Consider the following 23,193-nt stretch of genomic DNA (forward strand, 5'->3'; position numbering starts at 1 on the left):
TATTACGAACGCCTTCAGCTGCTTTTCTTCAGTTGCCCAAGGTAGCTCTCCACCTCCGTGAACAACCAGTGTGAGAACTCACGCTGTTTGTTTTCCGAGCGTTCCCGTGGTGGCCATACCAGCCAATAAGGGTAGGCATACGGCGCGCTGACGTCGCCCAACTGCACCAGCTCACCCCGCTCGATGGCGTCATGCACCAGGCTGCGCCGCTCCAGGGCAATGCCCTGCCCGAGACGGACCGCTTCCAGTACCAGGTTCGAGTCATTGCTGCATAACCCTTTGCGCTCGACCCCCATCTCGATGCCCGCCGCCTGGCACCAGGGCAACCAGGACTCCGTGTTATAAATAATCGTGCTCTGGACAATCGCCTGCGGCGTCTGCGGCAGTCGTCCACCATTGAAACCGGGAGCGGCGACCGCTACCACCTCGTCATGGAACAACAGCTTCTGCTCCACCCCCTCCCAATCGCCCTTGCCCATGCGGATGCCAATATCCACCGATTCCTGATGCAGATTGGAAAGGGTCAGGCTGGCTTGCAAACGAATGCTGATGTGCGGGTAAAGCTGCTGGAAACCCGGTAACCGCGGCAACAGCCAGGAGCGGCCAAACGAGGGCAGCACCGCCACCACCAGCTCACCTGTCTTGGGCTGGGCCTGGATCAATCGTGTAGCCTCGGCGATGTCCCCGAGGGCCTGGCGGATCTGCAAGGCATAGAGCCGGCCATCCTCGCTCACGCGCAGGCCACGCCCTTCACGCACAAACAACGTCAGGCCAATAATCTCTTCCAGCACCTTGATCTGCTGGCTGATGGCCGAGTGTGTGACGTGCAATTCCTTGGCAGCCAGGGTGACGCTGCCCAGCCTGGAGGTGGCCTCGAAACTGCGCAGGCAAGTCAATGGAGGAAAGGCGCTCATGTAAGAAAATTTAACCCGTCTTGGTAAAAATTATCGATATTGCAAGGATTCTGACCACTATAAAGTAATTGAAATTAACAACCCTACCCCAGAAGTGCCATTAATCTCTTGAAGCACTTCAAGCCCCGCACTGCTTGAAAAATCACCCTGACGCAAATGGAGGCTTCATGAAACTGGTCGGCATGCTGGACTCGCCCTACGTGCGCCGCGTGGCAATTTCCCTGGATCTGTACGGTGTCGAATATGAGCATCAGCCACTCTCGGTGTTCAGCACCTACGAAAAATTTGCCCAGATCAACCCGGTCGTCAAGGCACCTACCCTGGTACTGGACGATTCGACGGTGCTGCTGGACTCAAGCCTGATCCTTGACTACTTCGAGGCCCTGGCGCCGGTCGAAAAGAAACTGCTGCCACAACAACCCGCAGCACGCGCCCAAGACCTGCAATTGATCGGGCTGGCCTTGGCCGCGTGTGAAAAAAACGTCCAGATCGTCTATGAGCACCACCTGCGACCGGTGGAGAAGCGGCACGAACCGTGGCTCGACCGGGTAACCGGGCAGTTGCTGGCCGCCTACTCTATCCTGGAACAACGCCTGGCCCAGCCCGCCACCGGGCCACTGACCCAGGGAGCGCTGACGGCGGCAGTGGCGTGGTCTTTCAGCCAGTTCACCCTCCCATCGGTGGTCAAGGCCGATGAATTTCCCAACCTGCAACGACACGCCGCACGCCTTGAGCAGCATCACGCATTCAAGAGATACCCCATCGAATAACCCGCGATGCCTGAGCGATCGTCGCGGGGCTCATCGGCTGCCGGCGTCGCGAAAAAGTCGCTCGGCGGCAAAATCCACGAACACACGGATCTTCGGTGAGAGGTGGCGGCTGGAAGGCCACAATGCCCAGAACTGCCCCTGGTCATCTGAGTACCCGTCGAGCACAGTTTCCAGGCGACCTTCGGCAACTGCTTCTCTGGCCAGAAAATCCGGGACATAGGCAATGCCATGCCCATCGACCACGGCCATGAGCATGGCTTCCATGTTGTTCAATGTCAGTGCTGTCGGCAGACGCAATTGTGTGATCGCGGGGTCGGCAGACATGCTCCAGTCCATTATCTTGCCGGTCGTCGCGAACCGGTAACGCAAACACTCGTGGCGCTCAAGGTCTCTGACAGACTCTGGCCGACCCTTGCGCTGCAGATACTCAGGCGATGCGCACAGAACAAATCGAAAGGGCCCCAGATTGCGCGACATGAGCTTCGAATCGGCCAGCCCACCGCTTCGAATCACCACGTCGAAGCCCTCCTCGATCACATCCACCAATTGGTCGTTGAAATCTAGCTCCAGCTCGATCTCCGGATAAGCCTTTCTGAACGCGCTCATGTGGGGCAGCAGGAAGCGATAGCCGATGGTCGGCAGACTGACGCGCAGTCTGCCACGCGGCTGCTGTATGACATGAGAAAGCATGGCCCGGGCGTCCTGAAGATCGTCGAGAATCTTTCTGCATCGCTCGTAAAACAATTCGCCTTCGGCGGTCAGGCTGACTTTACGGGTGCTACGGTGCAACAGCCGCACATTCAGCGACGCCTCGAGTTTCGCGACATTTTTGCCCACTGCCGAGGCAGAAATTCCCATCGCCCGGGCGGCGGTAATGAAACTGAGCGCCTCTGCCGTTTTCACGAAGGAGATCATTCCGCTAAGACTGTCCACGAATCAATTACATCCTTTAAGTCCGCTATTACTGGAATGTAAGCCCATTTATCTTCGATTGCATCCCACCTAGAGTGTCCGAACCACGCAGCCCGTGCTCCCGCAGCACTGATGCCCCACCGGACACCCAGGGAATAACCCAATGAACGCCACGAACGAACCGCTGCCCGCCAATGGCCGGTATTCCATTCTTGCGGCGATTTGCCTGGCAGCACTGGTTTTACCGATGAGTTTTACCGGGGGGGCGGTCGCCACACCTTTCATCGGCCAGACATTCGATGCCGAGCCAACGGAACTGGCCTGGATCACCAATGCCTTCATGCTCAGTTTCGGCAGCCTGTTAATGGCCGCCGGCACACTTGCCGACATCTACGGACGCAAGTGCCTGTTCATGTGGGGCATGGCACTGTTCGCTTGCGTTTCTATCCTGTTATCGGCGGCGACCAGCATCCTCTGGCTGGACGCGTTACGTGCGGTACAGGGCATCGCTGCCGCCGCCGCATTGTCCAGCGGTTGCGCTGCCCTGGCGCAAGCGTTCGAAGGCCATGCCAGGACCCGCGCCTTCAGCCTTCTGGGAACCACTTTCGGCGTTGGCCTGGCCTTTGGACCGCTAGTTTGCGGGCTGCTGATCGAGCACCTGGGCTGGCGTGCGATTTTCCTCGGCACTGCCCTACTCGCGGGCCTCTCGCTGATTTTTGCCGTGCCTAAAATGCACGAAAGCCGCGACCCACAAGCGCATCGGTTGGACGCCCTCGGCGTGCTGACGTTTTGCGCACTGCTGGTGACGTTCACGACCGCTGTCATTCTGGCGCCTGAGCAAGGCTGGGCATCCCCGCTCATTCAATACCTCCTTGCAGCGGCTACGTTCTTTTTGCTGTTGTTTATCCTCGTCGAAAATCGTGTGAGCAAGCCGATGCTGGAGTTGGGGCTGTTTCTCTTTCCCCGTTTCGTCGGCGTCCAGATCCTGCCGATCGGGACCTGCTATTGCTACATCGTCTTGATCGTGTTGCTGCCTTTTCGGTTTATCGGCGTCGAAGGCGCCAGCGCCTTTCAGGCTGGATTGATCATGGTGGCGCTCTCGGCCCCGATGCTCGTCGTCCCCATCATCGCGGCGTCCCTCACGCGGTGGTTATCGGCAGGCGCGCTCTGCGCAATTGGCTTCCTGATCGCCGCTGCTGGCCTCTACTGGCTCAGCACGATCAAGGTCGGCGATCAACGTCAGATCATCGCTGCCATGCTGCTCATTGGAGTGGGGACGGGACTGCCATGGGGCTTGATGGATGGCCTGTCGATCAGCATGATTCCAAAAGAACGGGCGGGTATGGCATCTGGTATTTTCAACACGACCCGGGTGGCCAGCGAAGGCGTTGCCCTGGCGATCACGGTCGCGGTATTGACCGCACTGGTCGCTCACCACCTGACCGTCAGCGCGGCGGTCAAGCTCTCACCCAGCGACGTTTCAAATATTGCTCGACGCTTGGTCATGGGTGATATCGCACACATCCCCCCTGCTGCTGCGCAAATCCCCCTTGAGGTGTTGCGCGCGGCCTATACCGCAGGGTTCAACACTTTGCTGAAAATGCTGGCGATTTTCACGCTGTTGACAGCCGCCGTAGTCTTTCTGTTTCTGGGACGGCGCAACGTCGCAGACATAAAAGCTGAACCTGCGTCCGGCACAGCTGGTCTTTCATCGGATATCTGAGATATAGACGCTATGAAAAGCTAACGTAATAGCCATACGCATCCATATATACTCCCAATCAGTTACGCATTAATCGTTCAATTTTATCGATAGTCTTCCCCTCTTCCAAAGGAGTGTACATCACCAGCTTAGTTCGAGAGCCGTCATCGGAAGTAAAACTGTTGTACTCAAAATACATTGGACCTTCTTGCGGATGGCATATCCGTTTGAGGGTTGATCTGTAAAGAAATACATCATGCTTGCCCCACCAGTAGCGAAAATCTTCACTTTTTTTCAAAAGTTCGTTGACCAGATTGTCGCGTTCGGGCCGACCAGCCGAATGTGCGCTTTCGGCACGAAACATCCCTAAAGCAGTCGGTGCCAAGGTGTCCCAATCGCTTAGGAGCTTGCGATGCTCGGAATTATTGAACAACATGTAGATGATATTGCGTTCAATACCATGAAGCGTGGAGTAATTCCCAAAAAGCGCGGACGCTGCACGGTTCCATGCCAAGACTTCCCAGCATGGGCCAAGAATGTAGGCTGGCTGGTTGGCCAGTTGATCAAGCATTCGCAACAAGGAATCTGGAGGCTGACGGGGGTCATAAAACGGCTTGTGCTTTTCGCGCATTTGCCGGCCTGCCAAATCAAACAGGTAGCGGCATTCGGCGTCATTCAGCTGTAGCGCCCTAGCAAGCGCCCATAACACTTCATACGAGGGTCGCACTTCTCGCCCTTGCTCAAGCCACGTATACCAAGTGGTTCCCACCCCGGAGAGCAGCGCCACCTCCTCACGGCGCAGCCCCGGCGTACGCCGTCTCTTCCCTACTATCAAGCCCACCTGCTCCGGCGACAAACGTGCTCGCCGCGACTTCAGAAAATCACCAAACTCCTGCCGCCTAGCAGCGTCCAGATCGATCAACCCCATGCCCATGACAGTACCCCAATATCAGGATAACTTGAAAACTGGCTGCGTCACCGAAAGTAGCACAACGTTTTCCCGCCAAGCAAAGATCGATGTGCTCTAAAAGATGAAAGTTTTCGACTGGAGGCATGCACTGAATGCCCTTTTCAGAACGCAAAATCTGAATAATCAAGGATAACCACAATGCTTGAAGCTGACAGCGCCAGATCCGGATCATTCTCCCATTCAGCACACCCTGAGTCGGACGTACCCCTCACTATCCTGGTACTAACTTATACCAGGATAATGCCATAACTTCCGGCCTGGTATTCTTGGTTGTAAAAATAAGCTTACTTCCCCATGAACTAGAAGGCTAACCCGCAAGCCTATGACGACAACGCTCGCAAACGCCTTCGATGGGTCAGTCTCGAACTTGTCGGCCTATCGGGATAACCCCAAGTAATACGTGGCCCTGGCAAGCAATTACCCGCGTCTTCAAGTGCGTTAACCGTTTTCACTTTTCAACCTAAACAGAAAGGAATAATTCAATGTCATCCCAACATATCGTTATTGTAGGTGGATCTTCTGGTATCGGCTTTGCTACTGCTAACCTGCTTCTTACTCTGGGCCACAAAGTCACAATTACAGGACGCAGTAAACAGCGCCTGGAAACGGCGAAATCCGAATTGAGCGGTGATCTTGCTGTATTCGTCTTAGATGCTGCTGACACGGCAAGTCTGCCCGAAGCCTTCGCGCACATCGGTGCATTCGATCACCTCGTGCTTTCGCTCGGTAGCGGCAAGGGGGCAGGCCCCTTCGCATCAGTCAACCTCAACGAGGTGCGACAGGGTTTCGAGGAAAAGGTCTTTCCACACTTTGCTACGGCACAAGCGGCGCTCCCATCCCTACGCAAGGATGGCAGTATCACCTTCGTCTCTGCGGTGACGGCCCATGCTGCTATGCCTGGGACGGCAGGGATTGGCGCGGCCAATGCAGCGGTCGCGGCATTGGTCCCCATTCTTGCCGCTGAGCTTCGTCCTCTGCGTGTTAACGGCGTGTCTCCCGGTGTCATCGATACGCCCTGGTGGGATTTCCTCACGCAAGAGCAGAAGACACCGGTCTTCGCCGACTACGCTTCCAAAACACCCGTTGGCCGTGTCGGACGCCCAGAAGATGTCGCCCAGACTATCGCGTTTCTGATTACCAACAGTTTCATCTGCGGTGAAGTGATCATTTGCGACGGCGGGTTACGGTTCGGTGGGTAAGGCGCTGGACGTAGCCTCAAGTTTGAACATCGTCACTTGCGTGGATGTGCGCGATGGAAGGGAACTTGCGCTGCTCCCCTGCGGCCGCCGAAAAACTGCACTTACTCAACCCGCTGCCAAGGCGCTTTTGGCAAGAATCGCTCGGCCAGCAAGTCCACGACATGGCGTACCTTGGCCGACAGGAATTGGTTCTTCTGCCATACCGCATGGATGGGAAAGCCCTGGGTTCGTTCCTCGGGCAGCACTTGCGTCAGCCGCCCTGCGGTCAAGTGCTCGGCCACCAGCCAGTCGGACAGCAGCGCGATGCCATGCCCCGCTAACGCCGCGTCCAGGATGGCTTCGCTATGGTTGAGGCCCAGCCGCCCGCGCACCGCCAAGAGCTGACTTTGGCCGTGGCGGTCAAGGAAGTGCCAGGGCCGCGCCTGCCCGCCGCTGCCGAAAGTGATGCAGGTGTGCCGGTGCAGATCATCCGGAGACTGCGGCTGGCCGTGCCGAGCCAAGTAGTCCGGATGGGCAACCAGCATGGCTTGCTGCACGCCCAACGGCTTGGCAACCAGCGTGGCGCTGTCTTGCAGCGGCCCGATGCGTATCACCAGGTCGATGCTATCCTCGACCAGATCGGTCTGGCGATCAGTCAGGCTCACGTCCAGTTCGAGCGCCGGGTATTCCCTGGCAATCTCCAGCAATGCCGGCAGTACCCAGCGCCGGCCGAAGACCACCGGAAGATCAACACGCAATCGCCCGGCCAGTATCTGCCGCTGCGTCGTCACCTGCGCCTGCGCCTTTTCCAACTCCGCCAAGGCCCGCAGGCAGCCGTCGTTAAACTGGCGGCCTTCCTCGGTCTGACCCAGGCGGCGCGTGGTCCGTTGGAACAGCCGGACGCCCAGCGTGGCTTCCAGGCGGGCAATGCTCTTGGCGACCCCTGACTTGCTCATGTCCAGCCGCTCGGCCGCCAACGTGAAGCTGCCGGTCTGCACGACCTGTATGAAGACAGCGATACTACGGAACGGGTCTGGCGTATTCATTGCGCACCCATTGACGAATTAAATTCAACTCTATTGCGATTCTTAGATCATATATCGAATCAAGATTCGTCAATAACATGTCTCGCTGGAATAGCCCACCAGGGCTGTCGATCTTTACGCGAGAACCCCGATGCCACAACTGGCTCTTACGTCTGCTTCGTCGCGCCTGAATAGCACGCTGTTGCTGCTGGCAACCTGCGCCGGGTTGGGCGTGGCAAACATCTATTATCTCCAGCCGGGCCTGGCTCTGGTGCAGTCCGAGTTCGGCGCCAGCCCGGAACAGGTCAGTTGGGTGCCGACCCTGACCCAGATCGGCTATGCGCTGGGCATGCTACTGCTGGCCCCGCTCGGAGACGTAGTGCCTCGGCGGCGGCTGATTCTGGTCAAGGCGGTGCTGCTGGTGCTGGGCCTGCTGGCGGCAGGCTTCTCCCCCAGCCTCGGCTGGCTGATCGTCACCAGTGTCGCCGTTGGCCTGCTGGGCAGCATCGGCCAGGACTTTGTACCGATCGCGGCGCAGCTGGCCCCCGACGAACAGCGTGGTCGCGCTGTGGGCACCGTCACGACCGGATTGCTCAGCGGCATCCTGCTTTCGCGCGCCCTGGGCGGCTGGATCGCTGACACCCTGGGCTGGCGGGCCATGCAGTTCGTAGCGGCCGGCCTGATGCTAGGGGTGATGGCTATCGCCTGGCGCACCGTGCCGAACCTGCCACCCACAAGCCGCAGCCGCTATGGTGCCCTGATCGTCAGCTTGTGGACGCTCTGGCGAAAACACCGCGCCCTGCGGCTGGCCGTGGCGGCACAGGCATTGCTCGCGTCCACGCTGGGCGCGTTCTGGTCCACGCTTGCCTTGGTGCTCGCGGCGCCACCGTTCCATGTAGGAGCCGGCGTGGCGGGCACCTACGGTATTGCCGGCGCGGCCGGTGCGCTGGCTGCGCGCCGGTTTGGCCGCCTCAACGATAGCCATGGACCGCTGCCCGCCATCCGCCTGGGTTGCGGGCTGGTGATCGTGGCATTCCTTGGCATGGCAATCCTGCCTCCCAGCCTCTGGAGTCTGGCGGTCGGCGCCGCGGTCTTTGATTTAGGCGTGATGGCCGCGCTGGTCTCGCACCAAGTCATCGTCAACGGACTGGACCCGCAGGCCCGCAGTCGCCTCAACGGTCTGCTGATGACCGGCGCGATGGCCGGCATGGCGGCCGGCGCGGCCATCGGCAGCGCGGCGTGGGCGCGCGCGGGTACGCTCGGGCTCTACGGCTTTGCCGCCGCTGCGGGGCTGGCAGCACTGGCCATATCCTTTCTTCATCATTTCCCTGGAGACCATCCCCATGACTAAGACCATCGAGGAACGGCTGTTCCGCGTTCCGTACCTGCAACCTCGGCCTGGCAGCGATCGACCGCTTACCGTGTTGTGCTCGCTGCTCGCACGCGCCGACAACACGCCGCTGACCGAACGGCGGCGAGCCGATGGCCATATGCTCGACCATGCCGCAAACGTCATCACCGACCCGGCCGCCGATGCCGCCGCCAATGCCTTCGAGGGCAATCCGAATCTCAACTTCGAGCACTGGGGCGAGTACTGGCGCAAGGTGCATGGTGTGCGCTTCATCCATGCCGAGGAGCCGGACGACCGCAGTCTGGAGCGCCTGCTGCGCTACGACCAATTGCACCGCTTCGCGCCAGGACCGACCCACACCGACCCTCCGCCGTACCGTGCGCCGGCCGATGCAGAGGGTAAGTTGTGGCCCACCGTCGTCGGCCATATCGAAGCCTACCGGCGCCCACGCTGGGACGGCATCGCCTATCTGAACTTCTCCGGCCCCGAGGATATTGCCGTAGTGCTCGGCAATGCCCGCGTGCGCGAGAAAATTCTGCCCGAAGACCAGGTGATCTTTCGCGACATCGCCCCAGTGCTCTCATGCCAGTACGTCATCGTGCCGAGCGCCACGGGCAACGAAGCCGTCACGCTGGTCAAACTCCACGTGCGCAACCCGACGGTCAGCCGCGAAGCGTTCCAGCAATGGTGGCTGCGTGAGCATGCGCCGCTCGCGACGGTGCAGTCCAAGGGCTGGGCACGGCGCTATGTGCAACTCCACAACATCGGGCCGATCGAGCCGGGCCAACCGCTGTATCACCCGCAGGCCTGCGGCATTGACGGGGTAACTCTGATGAGCTTCACCAGCGTAGGCGACGTGGAAGATTTCCTGCGCAGCCCCGAACACAAGTCGATCGCCGAAGACGAGTCGCGGATGATGGATCCGGCGGCCAGCGAATGGTGGACGACTATCGACATGGTGTTGATCAACCGCATCGCCCCGGAATACGCCACCGCCCTGGGCACATGAACTGAGGCTACGCTGATTGTAGAAACGGCGACATCCGAATTGAGCGGCGATCTTGCTGTATTCGTCTTAGACGCCGCCGACACGGAAAGTCTGCCCGAGGCCTTCGCGCACATCGGTGCATTCGATCACCATGTACTTTCGCTCGATAGCGGCATGGGGGATTGGACTATTCGCATCAGTCAACCTCAACGAGGTGCGACAGGGTTTCGAGGAAAAGGTCTTTCCACACTTTGCTACGGCACAAGCCGCGCTCCCATCCCTACGCAAGGATGGCAGTATCACCTTCGTCTCTGCGGTGACGGCCCATGCTGCTATGCCAGGGACGGCAGGGGTTGGCGCGGCCAATGCCGCGGTCGCCGCATTGGCCCTCACTCTTACCGCTGAACTTCGTCCTCTGCGTGCTAACGGCGTGTCTGCCGGTGTCATCGATACACCCTGGTGGGATTTCCTTACGGAAAAACAGAAGGCACCGGTCTTCGCCGACTATGCCTCCAAAACACCACTGTTGATGTTTTTCGGGGGCAGCAACACCTCAGGACATTCGCAAACGCGTGCCGAGCGATCTCTGTTACAGATAGAGCGAATCAATTTTCCACAGTTTGGGCCGCCGGTATTTTCAGCACCAGCACGCACAGCGCCATGGCCAGCAACGACAAGCCAATCGCAACACTGACCGCGACATAGATGGCCTCGTTGAGCGGTTGGATCGAAGTCAGCAGCGCGCCGAATATCGCCACGCCGAACGCGGAGCCACTCTGTCGACTGGCATTGAGGGTGCCAGCCGCCACCCCTGCCTTGGCACGGTCAGCCACGCTCATCAGTGCCGAGGTGGCGGCCGGGGTAATGACCCCGGCGCCAAAACCCACAGCTGGGTAACACAGTGCGATCCGCCAGTACTGCGCGTCACTGGCAAGGGCGAACAACCCAATGAATCCCAAGGTATACAACCCGAACCCCGCGCATAGCACAACGCGGGCGCCATAGGCACGGGTCAACCGACCGCAGGTAAAACTGCCGAGGGTGACCATGACCGTCAAGGGCAGGAATGCCAATCCGGTATCCAGGGCTGACCATCCGCGGCTTGTCTGGAAATACAGGCTCAACAGGAAAAACAGACCGTAGAACACCAACGCGGAAATCAACGACAGCAAGGTGGCCCCTGCAAACACAGGACTACGGAAATAGTACAACGGCAACATCGGATCCTTGTGCCGACTCTCGATCATCAGGAATAAGCACCAAGCGGCGCAGGCCAGGATTATGCCCGCATACACCCATTCGGAATTCCACCCCCACTTCGCCCCTTCAATCAGCACAGCCACCGAAGTGGCCAGGGCGACGATGGCTGCAGCCTGGCCAGTAAGGTCCAGGTGGCGATTAGGCACCAATGGCGTCGAATGGCTGATACGCGACGTCAGCCATACGCCGACCAGGGCGATAGGCACATTGATCAAAAAAATACTGCGCCAGCTGAACAGTTCAATCAGAACCCCACCCACCAAGGGCCCGGCCGCCATGGCAATACCGCCACAACCTGCCCAGACACCGATGGCACTGGCCCGTTGATGAGTCTGCGGGTACGCACTGTTGATCAGCATCAGCGAGCACGGCACCAACATGGCCGCGCCCGCCCCCTGTAAGGCCCGGGCGATCACCAGTTCACGCAGTTCAGTGGCCAGACCACACAATGCAGAAGCGACAGCAAACAGGACCAAGCCAACGCCGTAGATTTTTTTCGCACCGAAACGATCACCCAATAATCCCCCCGTCAGCAGCAAACTGGCGAACGTCAACGTATAAGCATTGATCACCCATTGCAGCCCGGTGATATCCGAACCAAATGTCTGAGAAATGGATTCCAGTGCCACGTTGACGATTGAAGTATCGAGAATGACAACGACGTAGCTGAGGCTGGTAGCAATCAGAACCTGTCGTTGGTAGCTATTCGTGATATCCATGACTTCGCGTTTCCTTTCCTGGCGACGGATTGACTATAAGCAGGTTTTTTCAAAAAATACTTCGAGCTATGTCGAAGTGTGGCTAGCTATGTCATCCTGAAATCCGAAGTGATCCGACGCCTACACGGAACTCAATGCAATGACCCCGCCTAAAATTGCATCCATCGCCTACTTGATTGCTGAACCCGTACGGGCGGTCATCCTGATCACTCTGTCCGATGGCGGCTCTTTGTCAGCCAGTGCACTGGCGGACGCCGCCGGCGTCACGCCACAGACCGCCAGTTCGCACTTGGCAAAACTGCTCGATGGCGGACTGCTGACCGTCGAGATCAAAGGGCGCAACCGCTTCTATCAACTGGCAGGCCCTGACGTTTCCCGCGTGCTGGAAAGCCTGGCAGCCGTCTCCCCACAAACCAGTTCCTGGCGCAGCCTGCCCAATCGCGCCGCCCATGAGCTGCGCTTTGCCCGTTGCTGCTACGACCATCTGGCCGGTCAAGTCGGCGTCGCGGTGACTCAAGGCATGCTTGAGCGCGGGTTCATCGTTGAGCGCAATGAGCGTGAATATGCGCTTAGCCCTTGCGGCATTGAATGGATACGAACCCTCAACCCGGACATCGGCGAGCTGTGTTTCGAAGACCTAGGCCCGGCTCGCCGATGCCTGGACTGGACCGAAAGGCAACATCACATTGCAGGACCGCTGGGCGCACACCTGCTGGATACCTTCTGCCACCAGGGCTGGATGCGCAGGTCCGCAGGCACTCGCGCCGTAACCATCACCGATGTTGGCTGGAGAGCGCTCAAGCACTATTTAGGCGTCCAGCACCTGCATGAGCTTGAAGCCCTTTAATCAAAATAAACGAGCACCGCACCGGCTTCAGGTGTACTTCATAGGCCCCATCCCCCTACACCAACTGCGCCCCCGCCCTGCCGTCTTCAACCACAAACCGAGCCAGGGTCGATACCGTGGCGAGGGGATCGCGCCGGTCTGAGATGACCCGGAAACGGGTTTCCATCTGCATTTTGTCGAGCGACACCGATACATAGCCTCGCTGACGGCTATCGAAGAATTTCACATGAGGATTGAGCGGCAGGATCGCACTGAAGGTCTCAAAGGATGGCCCGTCGGAAGTCACCGATGTACCGACGAACTCGGTGGCAACGATTTTCGACTCGAGATCCTTGCTATTCAGATGCAGGTCGGTGGTCCAGAACGAATGAATATCGCCGCCCCAGAACACCGGATTGCGCGCCCTGGTCTGCTCAATGGAGTGCAGCACGCGCTGTCGCGTGGCCTCATAACCATCCCATCCATCCGTCCAGTGTCCAAGGAGTTGGCTGTTCGGGTCGTGCTGGAGCAACGGTGCCACTAACAGATCCTGGGCGAAGATATTCCAGCAACCCTGCGATTGCGCCAGGCTTTGATGCAACCAGGCTTCTTGCTGCCAACCGAGCATTGTGCGCTGTGGGTCCAGCAGGTCGGGACACGCAGCGCTGGCGATATGCCCGCGACGGCTGCCGCTGCCCGGAATGCACGGTTGCTCGGTGCGATATTGCCGACCATCGAGTACATGAAAACGCGCCAGCCGGCCGAAATCCAGATGCCGATAAATGCGCATGTCGGGTCCATGCGCAAGGCTGCTGCGGCGTAGCGGCATGTGTTCGTAGAACGCCTGATAGGCCGCCGCGCGCCGTCGCAGAAACGCCTGCGGGCTCACGCCAGCGTCCTGCGACCAACGATTGGCGTAGTCGTTCTGCACCTCGTGATCGTCCCAAGTAGCGACGCACGGCGCGCAAGCGTGCAGGGTTTGCAGGTCGGGATCGCTTCTGTACTGCGCGTAACGATTACGGTAGCCCGCCAGATCCTCGGCCTCAGCCACAGTGTGCGCACGCAGTATTTTCGACGAGCCTGGGGCGAATGAACCCTCGTAGATGTAGTCGCCCAGAAAAAACACCAGGTCTGGCTGTTCCGCCGCAAGATGTCGGTAGGCGCTGAAATAGCCCAGCTCCCAATTTGAGCAGGACACGAAGCCGAAATGCGCAGGCGCCAAACTGTGTGCTGCGGGGGCGGTTCGCGAACGTCCGATCGGGCTCTGAGCCCCCAAAGCCTCGAAGCGATACCAGTACGGTCGATCGGGCAGCAGGCCCCCGACCTCCACATGCACCGAATGTGCAAAACGTCTGTCGGCAACCGCCTCACCCTGGCGGACCACATGCTGCATGGCGTCGTCGCTGGCCACCGTCCAACGCACCGGTACCTGCCCGGGTAATGCGGTTTGCGCGTCCAACCCGAGGCGAGGCGCCAGACGGGTCCAGATCACAAAACCATCCACCCATGGATCGCCGCTGGCCACCCCCAAAGTGAAGGGGTAATCGATACCACTGGCACGTGCGTACGGGCCAATCAATGCCAACCCGGTTGCCGCCGCAGCGCCCGTCAAAATGCGCCTTCGGGAAGGGTTGAAAGGGGCTGAATTCGCGGCCATGAAAAGTTATCCGTTCGGTCAAATTTCCCGACAATGGGCTTCAGCGAAGTCGATTTGATGACGGTCATAAAACTTTAAATATTTCGTCAAGATGGCCGTTCTAGACGCTTTTTATCTTAAATATTAATTAACATTTTTTTCATAATCCGCTGCTAGTGTCCCGCCTCTAGTTAAAACAAGGGGACCGTCATGAGAGCCTGGGACGAACCAAAAAAACGCAAGGCGCACATCGAACTGATTCCGATGATCGACGTGATGATGTTCCTGTTGGTGTTCTTTGTACTGATCAGCCTGAACGTCATTCCGGCGCTGGGAATGAAGACGCAGCTGCCCAGTGCGAGCACCGCGCAGCAGCTCAAGCCGCAGAATAAATCGATCCTCACGCTGGGCCTCGAGGGCCAATTGCAGCTCGATGGCCAGGCCACCACGGTTGATGCCTTGATCCCGGCCCTCAAAGCGCTGGAGAAGCCGGATGCCAAGACCGTCATCATCGTCAACAGCGACAAGGGCGTCGAAGTGGCGCGGCTGGTGGAAATCATGGATGCCCTGCGTGCGGGTGGCTTTACCTCCATTTCCATCGCCACGCGCAAATCATGAGCCTCTACCTCCTGTATCGCAGCCGGCAATGGCTCGGCGGCATACCCGCGGTGGCGGCAGTTGCAGCGATCCTGATCACGCTGCGTACCGAGCCGCTGAAGATCGAGCCGGTATACGACGAATCCGCTGTCGAGCTGGCGCTGGTCGAACCCGAGCCGCCTGCCGAAGTGGCACCACCCGTGGTCGAGCCTCCCCCGCCAGTGCTGGAAGAGCCGCCACCGCCTCCCGTGGTGCAAGAGCCTGAGGCCGCCCTGCCACCGCCCAAGCCCATAGCGCCAAAACCTGTACCCAAACCTGTCGCCAAGCCCGCGGCGCCCATCGTTGCCAAGGCGCCTCCGGCAGCACCACAGCCAGCCCCCGTACAAACGGCCAGCGCGCCTGCGGCGCCAGCCAAGCCTGCACCGGCGACGCCCAAAGTGGATACCGCCGCGCTCGAAGGCGGATACATGCAAGGACTGCGCAGCGACATGGACCGCTTCAAACAGTACCCCAGCGGCCGCCAGGCATCGCTCGAACGCCCTACCGGCGATGTCGTGGTGTGGTTGCTGGTGGACCGCGCCGGCAACGTTCTGGATGCCGGCATTGAGAAGCCGGCGCCGAGCATGCTGCTCAACCGCGCGGCCAGCACGAGCCTCAAACACATCAAGCAAGTCAAGCCATTCCCTGAGCAAGCCTTTGGTGGCCGAAGCCAGCATCGCTTTACCGCCACCTTCAACTACAGCGTGCAATAAGCACAGACTGCATAGGAAGTAAGTGATGAAGTTCAGCAAGATCACCCTCGCCTTGATGACCGCAAGCCTGACCCACAGTGTCGCCTTCGCGGCCGAATCGCAGGATTCGGACATCGGCACCATCGAGGTCGAAGGCAAAGCCACTCAGGGAGGTGGCTACATGGCGCCCGAAGACAGCGCGAAATCCCGCTCGACGGTGACCAAGGAAGCGTTGGATAAACAAACCGCAACCGGCAACGCCATCGATAAACTGAAATACACCCCCGGCCTGAATATTTCCAGCGAGGACGCCACCGGACTTTCCGGCTTTAAGTTCACCATGCGCGGGATGAACTCCGACCAGGTCGGCATGAGCGTCGACGGTATGCCGATCAACGACTCCGGCAACTATACGTTGTACTCCAACTTGCTGGGCGACGTAGAAAACATCGATCAGATCTTCGTCACCCAGGGCGCTTCGGAAGCCGACGCCCCGCACATCGGCTCGAGCGGCGGTAACATCGGTATCGTGACCATTCGCCCGACCAAGGAAACCGGCACATTCGTCAAGCAGACCGCAGGCAGCAATGGCACCTACAAGACGTTCGCGCGGCTGAACACCGGCGAGCTCAACGGCTTGAGCAACTGGTTGTCGGCGTCCCACGAAGAAGGCCAGAAATGGCGGGGTGACGGTGCAGTGCGGGCTGACAAGGTCGAGTGGAACAGCTTCTTCGAAGCTGAAAACGGCAATACCGCCAATTTGATCCTCAAGTACCACAAGCAGGAAAACAACAGCTACAGCCAGCTGACCAAGGATCAGTACACCCAGTATGGCCGCGATTACGACCCCTACCCGTCCGTAGCCACGCGTAACAGCAACGGCAAGATCACCAGCTACTATGGCCTGGCACAGAACCCGTTCGAAACTTTCACGGCCGTGTTCAACACCCATTTCAAGCTGGCCGATAACGTCTCGATGGACGTCAACCCGTATTACTACTATGGCAACGGCGGCGGCGTCGGCAGTTCCAGCTATGCCCTCAACAGTAGCTCCAGCACCAGCGGCGTCTACGACCTGAGCAACCTGGCCTCGGCAGCTACGTACAACGCAGATGGCACCTCCAACAGCGGCGTCTACTATCGCTCGTCGCGCACCCAAACCTGGCGCCCGGGCATCACCACCAAGCTGAACTGGGACTTGGGCGAACACAGCTTGCAATTCGGCTACTGGTACGAAAACGCTCGTCAGCGTCAGACCCAACCCTTCATCAGTATCGACTCCGAGGGCAACCCGGACTCCGTCTGGCCTGACAGTGATCAAGTGGTCGACGCCAACGGCCAAGTCGTCCAGGGCCGCAATCGCTACACGCAAACCCCTTCGCAGAAGGTCTGGGCGCAGGACACCTGGTACATCAACTCGGACTGGACCCTCAACGCCGGCCTGTCGTTTATGAACGTCGAGCGCAAAGGCACCAACCACGGCAGCCTGACCGAAGCCCCCGAGAAACGTAGTCAGACTTACAACAAATTTCTGCCCAACGCCGGCCTCAAATACCAGATCGACGACCGCAACCAAGTGTTCTACAGCCTCTCGCGCAACATGCGTATTCCGCAGAACTACGCGCTGTATGACGCTTCGGAGGAGTCCATCAATCTCAAGCCGGAAACCAGCTGGAACCAAGAGTTGGGCTGGCGTTTCGTCGAGCCTGACCTGACCCTGTCGGCGAGCCTGTTCTACATGCAGTTCCAGAACCGCCAGGTCTCCTCGAAGGACGTCAATGGCGACGCTACCGACATCAACGCCGGCGACGTGGACAACTACGGCGTGGAAATGGAATGGAGCGGCCTGCTGCCACACGATTTCAACTACTACACCTCCTACACCTACACCCGCGCCAAGCAAAAAGACGATCTTCAGGTATACAACAATGGCGTACAGGTGACCCTGCCGACGGCCGGCAAACAGTCCCCCAACGTGCCAGAGCACATGCTCGCTGCCAACATCGGCTACGACAACGGCCGCTACTACGGCACCTTCGGCGCCAAGCTGACCAGCAAGCTGTACGGCGACATGACTAACGATGAAAGCATCCCCGGGCGCACCATCTTCAACCTGGGCGCGGGCGTCTACCTGCCGGTGGACAAGCGCCTGTTCAAGAGCGCGACGCTGCGCCTAAACGTGGACAACCTGTTCGATAAGGAATACTTGGACGGCGTGTACACCATCAAGACCAACTCGGCGACCTATGGCGGCTACCGCGATGGCGACCCGGCCTACATCGTCGGCGTCGAGCGCACCATTACCGTGGCCCTCGAAGCCAATTTCTGACATCACCCGAATCGGAGATCTTCATGAATACCAACCTGATGCACGACGTGACGTTCTATGTGATGTACGGCGCCCTGGCGATTGCCGTGTTCATCATCATTGAGCGTTCACTCTACTTCGCCTATGTGCGCAAACAGGCATACCGCCTGTACGCCCAGCTCACCCCGGCCATGCAGAACGAACACGGCCTGACCGAAGACCTGACCGCGCGCAAGAGCCTGCCCATGAACATGGTCAGCGAAGTGCTGAAGCAGAAAGCGGCCGGCGGTACCCGCAAGGATCTCGACGATGTCATCGAGACCCAGTACCTGAGCACCCGTGCACCGCTGGCACGTAGTCTGTGGATCATCGAAACCATCGTCACCGCGGCACCGCTGCTCGGCCTACTGGGTACCATCCTAGGCATCATCGACACCTTCAAGGCGTTGGCCAGCGCGGGGGTTTCGGACCCAGGGCAGATTTCTGCCGGTATCGGTACAGCGCTGTACGCCACGGGCCTGGGGATTGCCATCGCGCTGTTCTGCGTGGTGTTTCACAACCTGTTCCAGGATCGCCTCGAACGCATCAACGATCAGTTGAAGATGCTCTTGATCCGCGCTTCCATGGGCGTGCGCGTCAACGCGCCAACCGAGGTGACGCAACGGCCCGCTGCGCACTACAGCACCGTTTAAAACCATGCAGATGCGCCTCCTTGCCCCAGGCGCATCGCTTTTTTCAGGAACGACAGGACGTTTACCCATGAAAGGTTTTCTCGACCACAGCCGCCGCATGGTGGTGCTCCTGTTACTCAGCGCCGTCGCCAGCTGCAGCCAGGCTCCGAGCAATACCCCGCCCAGCCCCGTCGAAGTCAACATCGTCGCCATCAACGACCTGCACGGTTACCTGCAGCCCAACCCGTGGGGCTACAAAGATGCCGATGGCACCGTGCACAAGCTCGACGCCGGAGGTATCGCCACTCTGGGCGGCATGCTCGACCAGCTTCGTGCAGAGGATCCGCAGTTACTGTTCGTCGGCAGCGGTGATCTGGTCGGCGGCAGCCCGGCGCTCTCGGCGATGTGGGCCGACGAGCCGACGCTGGAAGCGCTGCGCGGCATGGGGTTGCTGCTCAGCAGCCTGGGCAACCATGAGCTCGACGCCGGCAAGGCCGAGTTGCTGCGCCAGATCAACGGCGGCTGCCAGTCGCCACGCCCGCAGAAAGCGTGCAAATTCCACCCGAACTTTGCGGGCGCTGGCTTTCCCTACATTGCCGCCAACCTGATTGATACCGATACCGGCAAGCTGCTGTTACCGGCTTACCGTATCGAGGAGAGTCATGGCGTGAAGATTGCCTTCGTCGGCGCCGTACTGCGCGACGTGGCGCAGATCGTCAGCGTCAACGGCATGAAGGGCCTCAAGGCAACGGACGAAGCAGAAGCCATCAACCGAGTGATTCCCGAGCTTAAGGCGCAGGGCGTCAACGCCATCATTGCCGTGGTGCACCAGGGAGGCAGCACCCCGGAGCGCTTCGATCAACCCGATTGCACACAACTGAGCGGCGATATCGTCGACGTTGCCCAACGCCTCGATCCGGCCGTGGATGCGCTGCTCAGCGCTCATTCGCACCAGGGTTATCTGTGCAAGGTGGGCAATCTCTCCGTTACTCAAGGCAGCTCCTACGGGCATCTGCTGACGCGCCTGACGCTGCAGGTCACGCCGGGCCAGCACCATGTCACTGCCCTCACGGCCACCAACCTGCTGGCCGATCCGCGGCGCTACCCGCCGGACGCCAAAATGGTCGCGCTGCAAAAAGAGCTGGAAGCACGCAGTAACGCCGTGCTGATGCAGCCAGCGGGTCGCCTCTCAGTACCGCGGGTGACCGCTCAACTGGACCATAACGGCGAATCGCCGATGGGCGATCTGGTCAGCGACTCCCAACTGGCAATGACGCAGAAGTGGGGTGCCCAGATCGCGTTCATGAATGTCGGCGGCATTCGCGCCAGCCTGGCGCAACCTGAGGGCCAGGGGCTGACGTACGCTCAGCTCGCCAGCGTGCAGCCGTTTACCAATACCCTCGTGCTCATGGACCTCACCGGCGAACAAGTACTCGCATTGCTGAACCAGCAATGGAAGGGCGAGGACTTCAATCCATTGCAGGTGTCCACGGGTTTCAGCTATCGCTGGGATGCACAGCGCCCCGCCGATAACCGCGTGGTACCGGGTAGCGTGCGGCTCAATGGCAAACCCATTGCGCCAAAGACCACGTACCGAATTGTCGCCAATTCGTTTCTGGCCGCCGGCGCTGAACGTTTCACCTTGTTCAAACAAGGCACACGTGTTGAGGACAGCGGCTTGGTGGATCTTGATGCCATGTTGAGCTATTTACGTCTCAACGAGGAAAAGAAGGTGCCAGTGGGCAAGGCAGTGAGTGCGGGTCGTATCGAGCGACTTAATTAAGCCTTGTATTGGGCTGCGTTGTAGCGACGCTCAGTAACATTGATACCGGGACTATAACTGTCCAGGCATAGGGTTGTTGGGGCTGTGTCAGCGGTCCCGGCTCCCGCCTGCATGGTGCCTATGCCAGAGCTCTCCAACAGCACCGAAGTGCAGCAAATCATGAAACACTCCCTCTTTGAAAAACGCCTGCCTGCTGCACCCTTCACGCTCCAACCCCGCTTTCTCCAGGACCCTCGCCGACGCTTGGTTCACGGCAAGGCAGGCCGTATGAATACGATGCATCTCCAACGTCTCAAACCCAAAGTGCAAGGCTCTCTCGACGGCCTCGGTCATATAGCCGTGGCCTCGGAAAGGCGCGCCCATCCAATAACCGACATGACCGCTGCGGTGCCGGTGCAAAGGTCTCAAGCTGATCACGCCGACCAGCTCGTTCGACTGCAAATTTATGCCGAACACGAAGTTCTCGTCGCGCTCACCTGCCAGCGCGGAACGCTCGATAAATTCTTGAGCCTGGCTCAGGGTATAAGGCGACGGCACGCTCGCCGTATGAGCGGCCACCAGGGGATCATCGCCCAGTTGTGACAGACACGCGGCCTGCTCAAGTTGCAACGGCATGAGTTGCAGGCGCGGCGTGTTCAGGATGGGTAAGTGCATCGACAGCTCTCTGTGCTATCAAAAAAGAAATTACTGTACGCAGCGGCCGTTGCCGTAGGGTGACACGCCAAGCACGATCACCATAGGAGAACCAGCTCACCACATAGGCGTAATTTCTCGGCCTCTCCCTCGTCAATCTCTCGACAGACTGAACATTCCCCCGCTAGGCGAGAATTTGATCACCCCGCTTCAACGTTCAAACGGCGACAGATATCTTCACCGCCTCAACGGTTGACCACTGCAGCGGGGCTCTGGAATGCGGGCCAAGCGCTGTAGCAATACCGTCACATCGCGAGATTAGGCTCCGCTGACACAACTGGTAACATTTAGTTAGGTCCAGCAAGCAGGAGCCGTGATGAGCGACAAGCCACAAGATCCATCCAAGCCGTCCGCCAGCGCCACCGCAACTGATTCCCCGACCGACAGCAGCCGTCGCCGATTCCTGGGCGGCGTTGCGGTACTGGGCGCGGGCGCTACGCTGAGCGGCGTTGTAGCTGCCAGCGAATCGGGCGGCGACAGCAAGAGCGCCTTGCTGGAAAGCACTCTCAGCGGTCCGGAACTGGACAAGGCGCTGCAGGAAAACATCAAGACCATCGTGGTCATCTATGGCGAGAACCGCAGCTTCAACAATTTGTTCGCCAACTTCCCCGGCGTCGAAAACCCCCTGTCAGCGGTCAGCCCCGAGGACTATCGACAGCGTGACCGCGACGGCACGCTGCTGGACAGACTGCCGCCCTGCTGGGGCGGTGTCTGCCAGGCAGGGCCGGAAAGCATCGATGGCGTAACCTATGCGACCGGCGTCCAGTATCAGGAAAATCTCCCTAACGCGCCTTATGCGCTGAAGGGCCCGGGTGGCGAGGATCTGCCGTTGAGCGTGGTCACACGCGATCTGTGGCATGTGTTCTATCAGAACCAGATGCAGATCAACGGCGGCAAGAACGACGGTTTCGTTGCCTGGGCCGATTCCGGCAGCCTGACCATGGGCCACTACAGCCAGACCCAGTATTCCCTGCGCTTGTGGGATGTCGCCAAGGAGTTCGTACTCTGCGACAACTTCTTCCAAGGCGCATTTGGCGGCTCGTTCCTCAATCATCAATATCTGGTTTCAGCCAGGGCACCGTTCTATCCGGACGCCGTCAACTCGCCCGCCAAGTCGCAGATCGCCGTGCTGCAAAGCAGCGACCCGCTGGATTACCGCCTCAAGCCACTGGAGAAATCGCCAGCCAGTGCCATGGTCGGTCCGCCTCAGTTCGGTCCCAGCGCGCTGACGCCAGATGGTTACGCGGTCAACACAATGGTCCCGCCCTATTGGCCGACCTCGCTGCGCGACAAGGAAAAACCGGACTACTCGCAGCCCAACCAGGCCAACGTCCTGGTCCCACAATCCCACGACCATATCGGCGACAAGCTGTCGCAGAAGAACGTGGACTGGGCCTGGTACGCCGGGGCCTGGCAGGTCACGCTGGACGAGTACAAAGATTCGACCGGTATTCCGAAGATTCCGAATTTCCAGTACCACCATCAGCCGTTCAATTACTTCAAGCAGCTCGGGCCACAAAACCCTGTCGAGCGCAACAAGCGTCTGCGCGATGGCGGGCTGGGCGATGAGTCGACCACCAACAGATTTTTCGCTGACGCCGAAGCCGGCAAGTTGCCTGCGGTGACGTTCTACAAGCCGCAAGGCAACCTGAACATGCACGCAGGCTATGCCGATGTGGCTGCCGGAGATCGACATATCGATCGCGCGGTGAAGATTCTACGCAACAGCCCGCAATGGAAAAACATGGTGATCATCGTCACCGTCGACGAAAACGGCGGCTGGTGGGATCACGTTGCGCCACCCAAGGGCGATCGCTGGGGGCCCGGCACACGGGTACCGGCGATTGTCATCTCGCCGTTCGCGCGCAAGGGCACGGTGGACCACACGATCTACGACACCGCCTCGATCCTGCGCCTGATTACCCGCGTTCATGGCCTGGAAAAACTCGATGGGATCGTCGAGCGGGACAACGCGATGGTTGCTCGCGGGCAGGCGCCGATGGGAGATCTGAGTAACGCGCTGCACTTCCCGGTGTAGGCACAGCGACATTACTAGTGGGAGCTCGCTTGCCCGCGATGGCGATTCTTCGGCACAGCAGGTTGTGACTGACGAATTATAATCGTGGGCAAGCGCGCTTTTGCCCACTGATGATTCCTCG

At 59.3% G+C, this 23,193-nt stretch carries 20 protein-coding genes; 13 read left to right on the forward strand and 7 right to left on the reverse strand.

What is annotated here, in order from left to right:
• Positions 1–14 precede the first annotated feature (14 nt).
• Positions 15–914 carry a LysR substrate-binding domain-containing protein gene (locus ACA047_RS17295; protein ID WP_497351317.1) on the reverse strand — a complete coding sequence of 300 codons (900 nt, stop codon included), beginning with the start codon at positions 912–914 and terminating at the stop codon, positions 15–17.
• Between the two features lie 167 nt (positions 915–1,081).
• On the opposite strand from ACA047_RS17295, the gene ACA047_RS17300 reads away from it, so the two are divergent.
• Entirely contained in the window at positions 1,082–1,684 is a 603-nt protein-coding gene (locus tag ACA047_RS17300) for a glutathione S-transferase (RefSeq protein WP_497351319.1), read from the forward strand.
• Positions 1,685–1,714: 30 nt separating this feature from the next.
• Here ACA047_RS17300 and ACA047_RS17305 read toward each other — a convergent pair whose 3' ends face one another.
• The gene (locus tag ACA047_RS17305) at positions 1,715–2,617 is read right to left on the reverse strand and encodes a LysR family transcriptional regulator (RefSeq protein WP_497351321.1); all 903 of its coding nucleotides are present in this window, start codon (positions 2,615–2,617) and stop codon (positions 1,715–1,717) included.
• A 142-nt stretch (positions 2,618–2,759) separates the two neighbouring features.
• Between ACA047_RS17305 and ACA047_RS17310 the strand changes: the two genes are divergently transcribed.
• Entirely contained in the window at positions 2,760–4,319 is a 1,560-nt protein-coding gene (locus ACA047_RS17310; RefSeq protein WP_497351323.1) for an MFS transporter, read from the forward strand.
• A gap of 58 nt (positions 4,320–4,377) precedes the next feature.
• On the opposite strand, the gene ACA047_RS17315 is transcribed toward ACA047_RS17310, so the two are convergent.
• Complete coding sequence (locus ACA047_RS17315; protein ID WP_497351325.1) at positions 4,378–5,232, reverse strand: helix-turn-helix transcriptional regulator; 855 nt, start codon at positions 5,230–5,232, stop codon at positions 4,378–4,380.
• 518 nt (positions 5,233–5,750) lie between these two features.
• Between ACA047_RS17315 and ACA047_RS17320 the strand changes: the two genes are divergently transcribed.
• On the forward strand, positions 5,751–6,467 hold the full coding sequence (locus tag ACA047_RS17320) for an SDR family oxidoreductase (protein ID WP_497351327.1): 717 nt from the start codon (positions 5,751–5,753) through the stop codon (positions 6,465–6,467).
• A gap of 101 nt (positions 6,468–6,568) precedes the next feature.
• On the opposite strand, the gene ACA047_RS17325 is transcribed toward ACA047_RS17320, so the two are convergent.
• The gene (locus tag ACA047_RS17325) at positions 6,569–7,492 is read right to left on the reverse strand and encodes a LysR family transcriptional regulator (RefSeq protein WP_497351329.1); all 924 of its coding nucleotides are present in this window, start codon (positions 7,490–7,492) and stop codon (positions 6,569–6,571) included.
• Between the two features lie 130 nt (positions 7,493–7,622).
• Here ACA047_RS17325 and ACA047_RS17330 point away from each other — a divergent pair, with 130 nt between their 5' ends.
• The 3 genes from ACA047_RS17330 to ACA047_RS17340 all read left to right on the forward strand — a co-directional run bounded on the left by ACA047_RS17330 (position 7,623) and on the right by ACA047_RS17340 (position 10,504).
• The gene (locus ACA047_RS17330) at positions 7,623–8,822 is read left to right on the forward strand and encodes an MFS transporter (protein WP_497351331.1); all 1,200 of its coding nucleotides are present in this window, start codon (positions 7,623–7,625) and stop codon (positions 8,820–8,822) included.
• The gene (locus ACA047_RS17335) at positions 8,815–9,831 is read left to right on the forward strand and encodes an EthD domain-containing protein (RefSeq protein ID WP_497351333.1); all 1,017 of its coding nucleotides are present in this window, start codon (positions 8,815–8,817) and stop codon (positions 9,829–9,831) included. Before ACA047_RS17330 ends, ACA047_RS17335 begins: the two co-directional genes overlap by 8 nt.
• 130 nt (positions 9,832–9,961) lie before the next feature.
• The gene (locus tag ACA047_RS17340) at positions 9,962–10,504 is read left to right on the forward strand and encodes an SDR family oxidoreductase (protein ID WP_497360416.1); all 543 of its coding nucleotides are present in this window, start codon (positions 9,962–9,964) and stop codon (positions 10,502–10,504) included.
• Here ACA047_RS17340 and ACA047_RS17345 read toward each other — a convergent pair.
• Positions 10,416–11,789, reverse strand: coding sequence for an MFS transporter (locus ACA047_RS17345; protein WP_497351335.1), 1,374 nt, complete (start codon positions 11,787–11,789; stop codon positions 10,416–10,418). The genes ACA047_RS17340 and ACA047_RS17345 overlap by 89 nt on opposite strands.
• A 139-nt stretch (positions 11,790–11,928) precedes the next feature.
• Between ACA047_RS17345 and ACA047_RS17350 the strand changes: the two genes are divergently transcribed.
• Entirely contained in the window at positions 11,929–12,636 is a 708-nt protein-coding gene (locus ACA047_RS17350) for an ArsR/SmtB family transcription factor (RefSeq protein WP_497351337.1), read from the forward strand.
• A 55-nt stretch (positions 12,637–12,691) separates the two neighbouring features.
• Here the strand turns inward: ACA047_RS17350 and ACA047_RS17355 are convergent, their stop codons facing one another.
• On the reverse strand, positions 12,692–14,272 hold the full coding sequence (locus ACA047_RS17355; protein ID WP_497351339.1) for an alkaline phosphatase D family protein: 1,581 nt from the start codon (positions 14,270–14,272) through the stop codon (positions 12,692–12,694).
• Positions 14,273–14,461: 189 nt separating this feature from the next.
• Here ACA047_RS17355 and ACA047_RS17360 point away from each other — a divergent pair, with 189 nt between their 5' ends.
• The 5 genes from ACA047_RS17360 (at position 14,462) to ACA047_RS17380 (ending at position 20,341) form a co-directional block, all read left to right on the forward strand.
• Positions 14,462–14,869, forward strand: coding sequence for an ExbD/TolR family protein (locus ACA047_RS17360; protein WP_497351341.1), 408 nt, complete (start codon positions 14,462–14,464; stop codon positions 14,867–14,869).
• Positions 14,866–15,600, forward strand: a complete 735-nt coding sequence (locus ACA047_RS17365) for an energy transducer TonB family protein (protein WP_497351343.1) — start codon at positions 14,866–14,868, stop codon at positions 15,598–15,600. Before ACA047_RS17360 ends, ACA047_RS17365 begins: the two co-directional genes overlap by 4 nt.
• 25 nt (positions 15,601–15,625) lie before the next feature.
• Positions 15,626–17,908: a TonB-dependent receptor gene (locus ACA047_RS17370; protein WP_497351345.1), complete on the forward strand. Its 2,283-nt coding sequence runs from the start codon at positions 15,626–15,628 to the stop codon at positions 17,906–17,908.
• Positions 17,909–17,931: 23 nt separating this feature from the next.
• Positions 17,932–18,579 carry a MotA/TolQ/ExbB proton channel family protein gene (locus tag ACA047_RS17375; protein WP_497351347.1) on the forward strand — a complete coding sequence of 216 codons (648 nt, stop codon included), beginning with the start codon at positions 17,932–17,934 and terminating at the stop codon, positions 18,577–18,579.
• 67 nt (positions 18,580–18,646) lie between these two features.
• Entirely contained in the window at positions 18,647–20,341 is a 1,695-nt protein-coding gene (locus ACA047_RS17380; RefSeq protein WP_497351349.1) for a bifunctional metallophosphatase/5'-nucleotidase, read from the forward strand.
• 87 nt (positions 20,342–20,428) lie between these two features.
• Here ACA047_RS17380 and ACA047_RS17385 read toward each other — a convergent pair whose 3' ends face one another.
• The gene (locus ACA047_RS17385) at positions 20,429–20,995 is read right to left on the reverse strand and encodes a GNAT family N-acetyltransferase (protein WP_497351351.1); all 567 of its coding nucleotides are present in this window, start codon (positions 20,993–20,995) and stop codon (positions 20,429–20,431) included.
• A 355-nt stretch (positions 20,996–21,350) separates the two neighbouring features.
• On the opposite strand from ACA047_RS17385, the gene ACA047_RS17390 reads away from it, so the two are divergent.
• On the forward strand, positions 21,351–23,072 hold the full coding sequence (locus ACA047_RS17390; protein WP_497351353.1) for an acid phosphatase: 1,722 nt from the start codon (positions 21,351–21,353) through the stop codon (positions 23,070–23,072).
• The last annotated feature ends 121 nt before the right edge of the window (positions 23,073–23,193 follow it).

It is taken from the genome of Pseudomonas sp. LBUM1664 (genome assembly GCF_059695895.1).